At 42.8% G+C, this 10,906-nt stretch carries 11 protein-coding genes; 6 read left to right on the forward strand and 5 right to left on the reverse strand.

Annotated elements, in window-relative coordinates; genetic code table 11:
- On the forward strand, positions 1-266 hold a 266-nt coding region (locus tag DC077_RS10985), incomplete at its 5' end, for a hypothetical protein (protein ID WP_204758307.1).
- Positions 267-315: 49 nt separating this feature from the next.
- Positions 316-582 (forward strand): hypothetical protein, encoded by a 267-nt coding sequence (locus DC077_RS10760; protein WP_133243560.1) that lies wholly within the window; start codon positions 316-318, stop codon positions 580-582.
- Between the two features lie 274 nt (positions 583-856).
- Here DC077_RS10760 and DC077_RS10355 read toward each other — a convergent pair whose 3' ends face one another.
- A complete protein-coding gene (locus DC077_RS10355; protein WP_094567401.1) occupies positions 857-1,039 on the reverse strand; it encodes a hypothetical protein in 183 nt (60 codons plus the stop codon).
- A gap of 298 nt (positions 1,040-1,337) precedes the next feature.
- Here DC077_RS10355 and DC077_RS10360 point away from each other — a divergent pair, with 298 nt between their 5' ends.
- The 3 genes from DC077_RS10360 to DC077_RS10370 all read left to right on the forward strand — a co-directional run bounded on the left by DC077_RS10360 (position 1,338) and on the right by DC077_RS10370 (position 5,850).
- Positions 1,338-2,795: a potassium transporter TrkG gene (locus DC077_RS10360; protein ID WP_109202489.1), complete on the forward strand. Its 1,458-nt coding sequence runs from the start codon at positions 1,338-1,340 to the stop codon at positions 2,793-2,795.
- 883 nt (positions 2,796-3,678) lie between these two features.
- Positions 3,679-4,389 carry a response regulator gene (locus DC077_RS10365; protein WP_109202490.1) on the forward strand — a complete coding sequence of 237 codons (711 nt, stop codon included), beginning with the start codon at positions 3,679-3,681 and terminating at the stop codon, positions 4,387-4,389.
- Between the two features lie 96 nt (positions 4,390-4,485).
- Entirely contained in the window at positions 4,486-5,850 is a 1,365-nt protein-coding gene (locus tag DC077_RS10370) for an ATP-binding protein (protein WP_109202491.1), read from the forward strand.
- 175 nt (positions 5,851-6,025) lie between these two features.
- On the opposite strand, the gene DC077_RS10375 is transcribed toward DC077_RS10370, so the two are convergent.
- From DC077_RS10375 to rsmI, 4 genes are all read right to left on the reverse strand, one after another.
- Positions 6,026-6,835: a phosphodiester glycosidase family protein gene (locus tag DC077_RS10375; RefSeq protein ID WP_109202492.1), complete on the reverse strand. Its 810-nt coding sequence runs from the start codon at positions 6,833-6,835 to the stop codon at positions 6,026-6,028.
- Between the two features lie 231 nt (positions 6,836-7,066).
- Positions 7,067-7,837 carry an inositol monophosphatase family protein gene (locus DC077_RS10380; protein ID WP_109218037.1) on the reverse strand — a complete coding sequence of 257 codons (771 nt, stop codon included), beginning with the start codon at positions 7,835-7,837 and terminating at the stop codon, positions 7,067-7,069.
- A 215-nt stretch (positions 7,838-8,052) separates the two neighbouring features.
- A complete protein-coding gene (locus DC077_RS10385; protein WP_109218038.1) occupies positions 8,053-9,372 on the reverse strand; it encodes an MFS transporter in 1,320 nt (439 codons plus the stop codon).
- Positions 9,369-10,217, reverse strand: coding sequence for a 16S rRNA (cytidine(1402)-2'-O)-methyltransferase (gene rsmI, locus DC077_RS10390; protein WP_109202495.1), 849 nt, complete (start codon positions 10,215-10,217; stop codon positions 9,369-9,371). The genes DC077_RS10385 and rsmI overlap by 4 nt, the downstream gene beginning before the upstream one ends.
- A 54-nt stretch (positions 10,218-10,271) precedes the next feature.
- On the opposite strand from rsmI, the gene DC077_RS10395 reads away from it, so the two are divergent.
- The gene (locus DC077_RS10395) at positions 10,272-10,637 is read left to right on the forward strand and encodes a YraN family protein (RefSeq protein WP_109202496.1); all 366 of its coding nucleotides are present in this window, start codon (positions 10,272-10,274) and stop codon (positions 10,635-10,637) included.
- The last annotated feature ends 269 nt before the right edge of the window (positions 10,638-10,906 follow it).

The raw sequence follows: 10,906 nt of genomic DNA on the forward strand, positions 1-10,906 counted from the left end.
TGCAGAGATCACCTCTTGCCGGCACGCAATTTCTGGAAGAACGCGATAGTAAGATCCGGCATCTCATCGGCTCATTTTGTTTCAATCATCAATACTTAAGAAGGTGCATTGAAAGGCGGGAGCCGACTATTGCAATCTTATTACAACTGCATGCCCGCAAGTCGGCATCGATGATGCCGAAAATTGATTCATCTCAACCGATCCATAATGCCGATAATTTGATTACCCTCTGCCGGCGCGCAGTTTATGGAAGATCGAGAGAATAACCTCTAGTTACTGCCCTCTTCAATAAGAACTTAAAGTACGAATAAATAGGTGATGCAGAGATCACCTCTTGCCGGCACGCAATTTCTGGAAGAACGCGATAGTAAGATCCGGCATCTCATCGGCTCATTTTGTTTCAATCATCAATACTTAAGAAGGTGCATTGAAAGGCGGGAGCCGACCATTGCAATCTTATTACAACTGCATGCCCGCAAGTCGGCATCGATGATGCCGAGAATGAATCTTTCCCAACCGATCCATAATGCCGGTAATTTGATTACCCTCTGCCGGCGCGCAGTTTATGGAAAAACACGATAGTAGGATCCGGCAACTCATCGGCTTCTGTTTCCTACATAATAGAAAACCCCGCACAAATGGCGGGGTTTTTAACATCAATTCACAACTATTGGATTTAAATTTATTATCGATTAATCACCGATCTGATTATTAAATTTCGACCCTTATAATAGCGTTTTTGATTATTGGGTTAATAGACTTCTCTCGTTAAGATTATTGCAAAAAAAGAGGTTAATCCGATTAATAATTCGTGATAACCCCTTTTTCACCTTAATCTCTAAGCGCAATTAAGCGATTACTTGAAACGAGTTTTTGTGAAGTATTTGTCAAATTGTGCTTGTGTTGCAAGTGCGATGCTTTTCGCTTCGTTTGCTGTTTTTAATGCTTCGTCTGCTTTCGCTTCAACGTTTTGTGATGCACAACCAACTGTGATTGCACCAACAACAACTAATGCTGCTACTTTCGCTAAGTTTTTCATATTACGTGTTCCTTAATAAAAATAATATTTAGAAGATATTATACACCTGTCCATTCAATATTATTTAAATGGCAGTCGCTCATATTTTCTACTGTTTACTAGTAAAAAGCAAGGCTTCGCACGATAAAATGCAGGACAGCGACAACAAATAGCGGTAAAATAAGCCCTTATTTCAATAAAGCCCTTTTTGTGGTTAAATCATATAGAATTAAACAAGCTAGAATCTTCCCCTTGGGATTGCATCGATAGAAATATCCCCTATCATTAGCTATCCTATTTTTTTGTGAGTAGAGGCGCCATGCGCAATCAGATTACCCCTGTCCTTAAGATCATTGGTATTTTAGTAACAAGCTTTAGCTTTACCTATCTTATTCCAATTATCATCTCCTATATCTACCATGATGGGCAGGCTAAATACTTCTTTATCACTTTTCTAAGTACTTTTGCCCTCGGCTTAGCACTTTGGCTTCCTTGTCGTAAAACGGAAGGAAAACTAAAGACGCGCGATGGCTTTCTGATTGTCTCCCTCTTCTGGACAACGCTGAGTTGCATCAGCGCCCTGCCGCTAATTATCTCGCCGGCAGTAGATCTTAGAATCACCCATGCACTCTTTGAAGCAACCTCAGGATTTACCACCACCGGCGCAACGGTATTGACCCATATTCAAGATCTCCCTAAATCGATCCTCTGGTATCGAACGCAACTCCACTTCTTTGGCGGAATGGGGATCGTCATTCTTGCGGTGGCGATTATGCCCCTTCTCGGCATGGGGGGATTAGCGCTCTTTAAGGTGGAGGTCTCAGGACCTTTTAAAGAGGATAACCTCACCCCAAGAATCGCCCAAACAGCTCGTAATCTCTGGTCAGTCTATCTGATTCTTTTAGCCGCTTGTATTATTGTCTACTACATCGGTGGCATGGATCTCTTCGATGCCATTACCCATGGTTTTACCACGGTTGCAACGGCTGGCTTCTCTAACTACGATGATAGTTTAGGCCACTTTAAGAGCAAGTTTATCGATATCACCGCGATTATCTTTATGTTTATCAGCTCGATCAACTTTACAACCCACTTCTTAGCCTTTAGACAGAAGAAATTGCGCCTCTACCTCCAAAGTAGTGAACTTCGCGCCTTTGCCTTTATCTGTCTAACGGCGATCGCCTTGATCGCTTTTGGGCTCTACAATTTTGAAGTCTTCGATAGCGTTGGCGAGATTCTACTACAAGCCGCTTTTGCCGTGATCTCCATGATCACAACGACGGGATTGACCATTACCGACTTTAGTAGCTGGCCGAGCTATCTGCCCATTCTGATTGTCTTTATCACCTTTATTGGGGGCTGTTCAGGCTCGACTGCCGGCGGGATGAAGGTGATTCGGGTGATTCTCCTTACTAAACAAGCGATGCGGGAGATTAAACTCCTCATCCATCCACATGGTAAGTTTCCAATTCGCCTCAATCGCCGTGTTGTCCATAATGATATTCTCGGTAGTGTCTGGGCCTTTTTGGGAATCTATGCCTTCTCAACAGCGATTCTCACCTTGGTGATGACCGCCTTTGGCCTCTCACCCCTTGATGCCTTCTCGGCTGTTGCGGCTTGCCTCAATATTACTGGCCCCGGATTAGGCGCAGTTTCAAGCACCTATGGCGCACTGCCCGATGGCGCGCTCTCCACTTTAATGTTTACGATGATTCTCGGTCGCTTAGAGATCTTTACCCTCTTTGTCTTAGTAACCCCTAGCTTCTGGAAACATTAATCAATAGGGAAACGATTAATCATAAGTAGATGCCGTGGCAATGAATCGATTCCCACCTGCAATAATGATCTACTAATCTTTTCTTTTTTTACAATTTAATCCTCAATCACAATCTTATTGATCACTCTGCAAGATCAATAAGAACTGAGGAAGAGCTAAAAACCACCGAAAGGAAATTAAGAGGGAGGTTGAGGGGAGAGATTGAAGAAGAGACATATGAAGAGACATATATTGAAGGGGATGTCTACTCCACTGCATATTTTTTGATAAAAAAGGATATTCTCTATTTTTGTAAAGTATATACTTTTTAGAGAGAGAATCCCTTAAAAATGCGCCGTCAAAGTATGATTAAAATAATATTTTTTTAGTAACACTACCTTTAAAATCAATAATCTTTACGCTTTAAAACATATAATTTAGAGTTATTACAATTATAGACGGAACATTTTCACATTTTTTATTAAAATAAAATCTTGAGGTCACGATTCATAAAAATTTTTATCATCTTTCAATTATCAATTTGCATTAAAGTAGGATTGAGTGGTAAAAGTTAGATTCTATCACTTATCTCATAAGAGGACTGTAGAGCGAGAATTTTCCCCTCTGCTAGCAGAATTGAGAGATTGAATTATAAGATTGATCGATCCCGAACGATCCTTAGATCTGATAAGGCCCAATCGCATTGGTGCGATCATTATGAATCTTCAATCAAGAGACCTATGACCATCCCGATCTTTTATATCGGGAAAGAATCGATCTATTTATGAATATAAATATTTCGTATGTTTTGTAAATATATTTTGTAAATTACACTTAAATTTCAATATGTTTTGTCTACTTGAGAGCAAGTACTAACTATTGATAACAGAGGATGGATAAAGTAATGACCGCTCAAGCTAAAGTTTTATTTGTTGATGATGACACAGAACTTCAGGCGCTTGTGCCAAAGATTTTAGAGTATGAAGGATTTGAGACAATCATTAAGAAAAATGGTGTTGAATGTCTAGAGTATCTCGAATCATCTACTCCGGATGTGGTCATCTTAGATGTGATGATGCCGGAAAAAAATGGCTGGGATACCTTAAAAGAGCTCCGAAAAGATCATCCAACACTTCCCGTGATTATTCTCTCGGCAAAAGGAGATAGCTTTGACCGCGTATTAGGCCTTGAATTAGGGGCGGATGACTATATCGCTAAGCCTTTTGACGATCGGGAGCTTGTCGCCCGTATTCGTGCACGATTACGCCTCCAGAGCCAAATTTCAGATAGTAGCGATGAAGAGAATAGCGATCGTACGATATTAGAAGCGCATGGCTTAACGCTCAATTCTGCACAATTTAGAGCAACTTATAAAGATGAGCAGATCAATCTCACCACAACGGAGTTCTCCGTTCTCTACTATATGGTGCAGCGTAAAGGTGAGACCGTCAGCCGTGAAGAGCTTAGCCGTAACGTGTTAGGAAAGAGACATCAATCATTCGATCGCGTTATCGATATGCATCTAAGTAATATTCGGAAGAAACTGCCGGAGAAAGCGGATGGCCTTCCCTGGTTTAAGACAGTTCATGGATTGGGATATCTCTTCTTAGAATAGGATTTCGATCATACTTTAATGAAAGCCCCTCTCTTTTTTAAGCTTGGGGCTTTTTGCACCACAGAGCAATACGACTCCCTATAGCGGCGCCCCTATATGAGAAGATCTTTAAAAATATTTAATCACTTAAGCATACGGGTCTTTATCACGATCTGGATCAGCATGATCTTAATGATCTCATTGACGATCTATCTTCCCCAATTTGATCAGAGAAGGATTCTTCCTACGCCACAGGGTGAATATACCTTTTACGGTTCTAAAATTATTCATATGCTTCATAGTGCGCCCTCTAATCGTTTCCTCGATTATGTAGATGACTCACACCTTATTGTAATTCCGGAAGATACTGCCGAGCGTTACAATGTTCTTCGTCGTATTGATAATGAACAGATGATCCGTTTTATCGTAAGCACTCTTCCCAGCAAAAAGGTCTATCAGCAAGAGATTAAAGATTATGAGATTATCGGTCCTTTTAACTTTACAAACGATCCTAACGTCTATTATCTTGTCACCAATGCGCTCCCGCAATCGTACTACCTCTCCCGCGTGTATGATGCCCCGCTTCTCCTCTTTATCTTGATGTTAGTGATTAGCTTCCCTTTTGCAGCGGTTTTAAGCTGGTCACTAATGATTCCGATGAAGAATTTAGTACAAGCCGTGATCCGTGTTAGTCGCGGAGATTGGCGAGAAGATCGTTATCTTGAGATGCAAGGACCAACAGAGTATCGCCAACTTGCGAAGCATTTTAATCAGATGATCGCAACCCTCAAAAAAGCACAAGATGAACGAACGCGCCTCTTTGCTAATCTCTCTCATGAGATGCGAACACCGATTACGCGTATTCAACTAGCTAATAGCTTGATTCGCCTTAAAAATATTGCGGAGATCGATGATGAAGTACAACGAATCAATGACAATATCCGATTATTAGAGGATCGTATTCAATCACTCCTCTCGCTATCAAAACAGATGATTCTCAATCCGGAACAATTTGAGGCAATTCCGCTACGAGATCTTCTCTGGCCGCTCCTTGAAGATGCCTCTTTTGAAGCGAAAGAGAAAGGAAAGCGACTCAAGTTTAATGAGATTCCCGATATTATGATTACGGCAAATCTCGAACTGATTAGTAGTGGCATTGAGAATATTGTTCGCAATGCGATCCATTATGCCCATACAAAGATCGATGTTACCGTCTCAGCAACGGAGCGATTCTTTATTATCAATGTTCATGATGATGGTCCGGGCGTATTAGAGAAGGATCTGCCTCAGATCTTTGAACCCTTCTATCGTGGCGAGCGCCCTGCGGACTTCAATGATTATGGCGGTTCTGGCTTAGGCTTAGCGATTGTCACGCGCCTTGTGGAATCGCATCATGGAAAGGTAAAAGCGGTGAATGATCATGGTCTTTCGATCACCATTACGCTACCGATCCATCCGATTCACTATCAGCTAGGAGATTAGATATCCTCTATTAATCACCATTAAATCTTCATTAAAGAGCGCGCAATACAAAGATTGTGTAATACGAAGAATCTGTGATGCGAGGATTGTATGATGCGCCAGATTATTTGATATCGCTCATTCACTGATGGCAAATAAGAACCCGATCTCTTCTAGGATCGGGTTTTTCTTGATCTTAAGAAGCAGGACGAATCACCGACCAGATTCCCACTAACGGCTTCGATTGCCAGAATGAAGCACCATAGGTTCGCCCGTTAAAGTAGATTCGCGCCAATGTACCATCGAGATAGAGAGCATTTTGACACTGAAGTTCCTCTTTAAAGAAGCGAGCAAACTCATAGAAGTTAACAGCATCTTCCGTCACTACAAAGATCACCCGGCGCCCCTGATCTTTTGCGCAAACTCCGCTTCGAATACGATAACTATCCGATTCTGAGAAGAAATAGGGGTTAAATTCACCATTAATCACCAACATCGGCCCGGACTGCACTGCCGCCTTAATTCCACGATAATCGCCCTGAAATCGCCGATGAAAGCGCTCTGTATCCAAAACTTCAGCACGATGCTCTTGAGTTAAGAAGAAAACGCCATTAGGAAGAAGCGAAAAATTCCCCTGCCCTCGATTTGAGGTGATTAGATTAAGGGGAGAATGCACCTTCCCATCTTCGATATGAAGCCCAAGGGGTTTATACTCTTTTGTATAGATGCCGGAGTTAATCGCAAAGAGCAAGGCCTCCCCTTTTGTGCGTAAGAGCTGCCGTAACGCGCCAAAGGTGACATAATTTTGCCCCGTTTTAGGATTCACCATATGGTGCGTAAGATCTACTTGATTAAGATCGATCTCTACAGAGATATAGCGGTGATCCTGATAGCGCTCACTCTTAAAGTGCAAACCATTATCTTCACTTCGCGCCATTGCTCGCCCACACAAAAGTATGGTGATAATTAGCAAAAAATAGAGTTGTAAACTTAATCTTTTTAGCATCTAGCCTTCCTAAATCGACTGAGCATTATCGTGATGAGATAGAGAGGAAAATCGCTCAAATAGAATCAATAATCTATCATAATAAAATCTCTTTGAAAAAGAGGATTTGAAATAGCGCCCGATTTTCCTAACAATCGTTGGCAACAAAAAACCGACATCAATGATGCCGGCTCTTACTCAATAAGTTGTATGAAATAGAATTCAGACAACGATGGGGATACTCATTAATAATTAGAGACGCAATGATTGAAGAAGTTCTTTGAGTAACTTCGGATGGGTAACGACAACATTGCCACTTCGTTCAACATCTTCTCCACCTTGATAATCGGTTACCAAGAGACCTGCTTCACCGGCAACTAATTGCACTGCTTTGAGCGTACAGAGATCAAATGTTGGCGCATAATAGGCTGAGTAGTGTCCTTTTACCACTAAGGCGCTATCTTTCGCAAAATCCCCTAAAATACGTTGAGCTTTGCACTTAAATTGCATCTGCCCAAAGCGCTCGAGATCTTCCTCTTTTGCTGTCATTGCCGTTAAAAGGAACGCATTTTCGATCTTACCATCACTTTTCCCTAAACGAACGCGTTGCTCTTCATCTTCTGAAAGAACACCTAATCCTTTAGAGGCTTCTGCAACAATTTTATCGGCAATCGGATCATAGATCACTGCCGATTGTAGTTCGCCATCCATCTCTAAAGCGATCGTAATGGAGAAGTGTGGTGTCATCAGACGGAAGTTTTCTGCACCACTTAAACCCACATACCAAGTAAAACGAGGGCTATTACTTAAGCCTGAATGGTAGTTCGCATAAAAGGTATGATCGGGATAGAGCTTTAAGAGCGCTTCGATCATCTCCCCTTCAATTTTTTCATAAAATTGTTGGAAAAGCTGATCATCCGCCCGCTGTTCTGGATTTAAACGATCTAAACGATAATAGATTGAACGAATGCCACGACCTGAATCAATCGCAACCTGTTTTGCAACTTGGGTAAATGAACTCATGAATATCTCTTAATTGTTAAAGAATTAGGGCCACTGTTATCAGCCGCCACCAATATAAGGTAAAAAATATAAGGTAAAACATTGAAGGTGTATCTAAAAAATGGAGCAATAAAAAAATCGCTGATCGATACACTTCTCACCAGGAGATATTGTACCGCATCAGCGATCAAAACCGTATCTAAAATCGAGCGCTCAGCAAAAAGAGCGCAAGAAACTTACGATCTCTCTGTCGCAGTTTCGGCCTCCTCGGCATTATTACTTACCGTAGAATCTGCATTTTCAGGCCGTTTTTGTGGATTTTGCATCGGAATCGCGATTACAAACCAGAGCGCTAAAAGTACCGCTCCAACGATCAAAACCGGAAGCGCCGTGAAGTAACCGAAGATCACACTCGCTAAAATCCCGCCCACTGAGGCCCCTAAAAATTGGCTTGAAGAGAAGAATCCCATCACCATTCCTCGATTTTGAGTCGGCGCTAAGCGACTCATCAAGGAGGGCTGCATCGCTTCCATCATATTAAAACCCCAGAAAAAGAGGGTCATAAAGAAGAGATAATTCCCATAACCGGTCACAAAAGCGAGTGCGATCATGGCAATAATAAGCGCCGCAATGGAGATTAAGAAGAAGAGGCGAAATTGACGAAAACGCTCAGCAACACCTACGCCGGGGAAGATTAAAATAATTGCGATTAGAAAGCTTGGCAGATAGATCTTCCACGAATCTTGCGGCAGAAAGCCCTCGCCTTCCAGAAGCCAAGGGAAGATGGTAAAACCAAGCGTTAAGATCAGATGAAGCATAAAACCGCCGAGATAGAGACGATTAATATCCCCATCAGACCATGCTGCTTTGATCGATTCCATTAGCGGAATAGGATTTTCTCGATTCGCTTTATGTTGTTCACTCGCCGGCAATTGCGCTAAGGTGACGTAGATTGCAATCACACCTAAAATCGCACAGAGTAGAAAGACCCCCATTCCCCCAAAAAAACCGTAGATAATGGGGGAGATAAAGATCGCCAATCCAAAAGTAAAGCCGATACTAACGCCGATCAGCGCCATTGTCTTCCCGCGGATCTCCTCTCTTACCACATCACTAGTAAAGGCTAAAACAACGGCGGAGACGGCTCCTGAGCCTTGAACCACGCGCCCCCAGATCGCCAGATAGATTGAATCGGTAAAAGCGATCATTAAACTTCCCACCACAAAGAGCGCCATACCGATTATGATTGTCATCTTCCGCCCAAAATAATCGGAGATCGTCCCAAAGAGCGGCTGCAAAATAATCTGCGTTAAAGCGTAACTACTAATAAAGAGCCCGGCAAGAAGAGGGGTGGTGCCGGCAAGCTCCTTGGTATAGAAGGAGTAGATCGGTAGGATAATAAAGATTCCTAACATCCGAATCGAGAAGAGGCCTGCTAATTTCGATCCAAGAATCCAATCATATCGGCTAAATTTGTGGAGCGCCTTCTCTTCTCTCTCCGCTTCTGCGGTTGAGGTAACATCTGCCGCTACCTGCTCTTTCACATTTTCACTCATGATGATGACTCCTCATCTTTCAATGCTAATAATTCTTGATAGAGCTCATTTTTAGCTCTGCCTGTCACTTTATGCAATATGGTGGAGATCTGCTTTAGAGGGAGCTTCTCTGCCATTAAGGTCTCAAGAAGAAGCATATAAGAGAGATCCCCTGCCTCAGCAACCTGCTTTTCACCTGTTGTTACCACTACAAACTCTCCGCGAATCTCTCCGCTATGGGTGTCATAGTGTTGATGGAGCGCTTCTGCTGTGCCATAGCGATAATCTTCAAATCGTTTGGTCATCTCCCGCCCCACAAAGATCTGTCGCTCTGCACCAAAAGTCGCAACCAAGTCTGCTAACATCGCTAAGATACGGTGGCTCGACTCATAGAAGATTAAGGTCTCTTCCGCTTTTGCTAATTGTGCTAGCTCCGATTGACGTTGCCCTTTTTTAGAGGGAAGAAAACCGATAAAGGTAAAGCGATCGGTAGGAATACCTGCCACAGAGAGCGCCGTAATGATAGCGCTCACCCCCGGAATCGGGATCACTGAAAATCCCTCTTTCCGCAGATGTTGTACTACAGTAAAACCGGGATCGGAGATCAAGGGCGTGCCGGCATCTGAGATCATCGCAACCGAATCACCGGCAGAGAGATATTCGGTCATTTTTGCTAGCCGACTCATCTCATTATGTTCATGTAGCGAGATAAGGGGCGCATTAATGCCAAAATGGAGCAATAACTTCGCCGAGACACGAGTATCTTCGGCAAAAATTGCCTTCACACTCTTCAGCGTCTCCACCGCTCTCGGGGTCATATCTTGAAGATTTCCTATCGGGGTTGCAACAACGTAACAAGTTGACATCAATTCACTCTTTATCTATCTCGAAAGGCTTCAGTATATCAAGAGATGCTTAAAATGACGAACAGCAAAACGCGCGGTTATAGTGGGGAAAAGATCGCTCAAAACTACCTGATCAAGCGTGGTTGTAAGATTCTTGCGCAGAACTTTCACTCCCGTTATGGGGAGATCGATATTATCGCGCTTGAAGCAACTCCTAATCAGCAAGAGAAGACGCTCCTCTTTATCGAAGTTAAATATCGCCGGCATGAGTATTTTGCCACCGCAGCTGATGCCATTACGCCACAAAAGCAGGAGCGAATGCGCTTAACCATCGAGACCTATCTACAACAATATCCCACGGCGCTTCCCTTAAGAATCGACCTTATCACCATCGTCGGTGAAGAGCCTTTTAAGATCGAATGGCTTAAAAACATCTTCTAACATCATTTTAGTCATCATCCATCATTCATAAGAAGGGCTCGTAAAGTCGCGGGAACCAACCATTTCATTCTTATTGCAATCGCATGCCCGCCGATTGGCATCTCTAATGCCCTCTTACCGGCGATAGAAGATCGCCAACTGCCGGCATGCGTTTTCTGGAAGTATGCAATGGTAAGATCCGGCAGCGTTCAGCTGATATCAAAACAATATTGCTTCAATATTATCAATCGCTAAAGTAGCGATATCTGCCGGCATGCAAATGATGGAAG

The organism is Ignatzschineria cameli (assembly GCF_003121895.1).
Taxonomy (GTDB): domain Bacteria; phylum Pseudomonadota; class Gammaproteobacteria; order Cardiobacteriales; family Wohlfahrtiimonadaceae; genus Ignatzschineria; species Ignatzschineria cameli.

Coding starts and splice junctions, on each gene's coding strand:
- DC077_RS10380 (WP_109218037.1), bottom strand. CDS start 7,837: ATGAGTTCATTTACCCAAGTTGCAAAACAGGTTGCGATTGATTCAGGT.
- DC077_RS10375 (WP_109202492.1), bottom strand. CDS start 6,835: ATGCTAAAAAGATTAAGTTTACAACTCTATTTTTTGCTAATTATCACC.
- DC077_RS10395 (WP_109202496.1), top strand. CDS start 10,272: ATGACGAACAGCAAAACGCGCGGTTATAGTGGGGAAAAGATCGCTCAA.
- DC077_RS10385 (WP_109218038.1), bottom strand. CDS start 9,372: ATGAGTGAAAATGTGAAAGAGCAGGTAGCGGCAGATGTTACCTCAACC.
- DC077_RS10365 (WP_109202490.1), top strand. CDS start 3,679: ATGACCGCTCAAGCTAAAGTTTTATTTGTTGATGATGACACAGAACTT.
- rsmI (WP_109202495.1), bottom strand. CDS start 10,217: ATGTCAACTTGTTACGTTGTTGCAACCCCGATAGGAAATCTTCAAGAT.
- DC077_RS10355 (WP_094567401.1), bottom strand. CDS start 1,039: ATGAAAAACTTAGCGAAAGTAGCAGCATTAGTTGTTGTTGGTGCAATC.
- DC077_RS10370 (WP_109202491.1), top strand. CDS start 4,486: ATGAGAAGATCTTTAAAAATATTTAATCACTTAAGCATACGGGTCTTT.
- DC077_RS10360 (WP_109202489.1), top strand. CDS start 1,338: ATGCGCAATCAGATTACCCCTGTCCTTAAGATCATTGGTATTTTAGTA.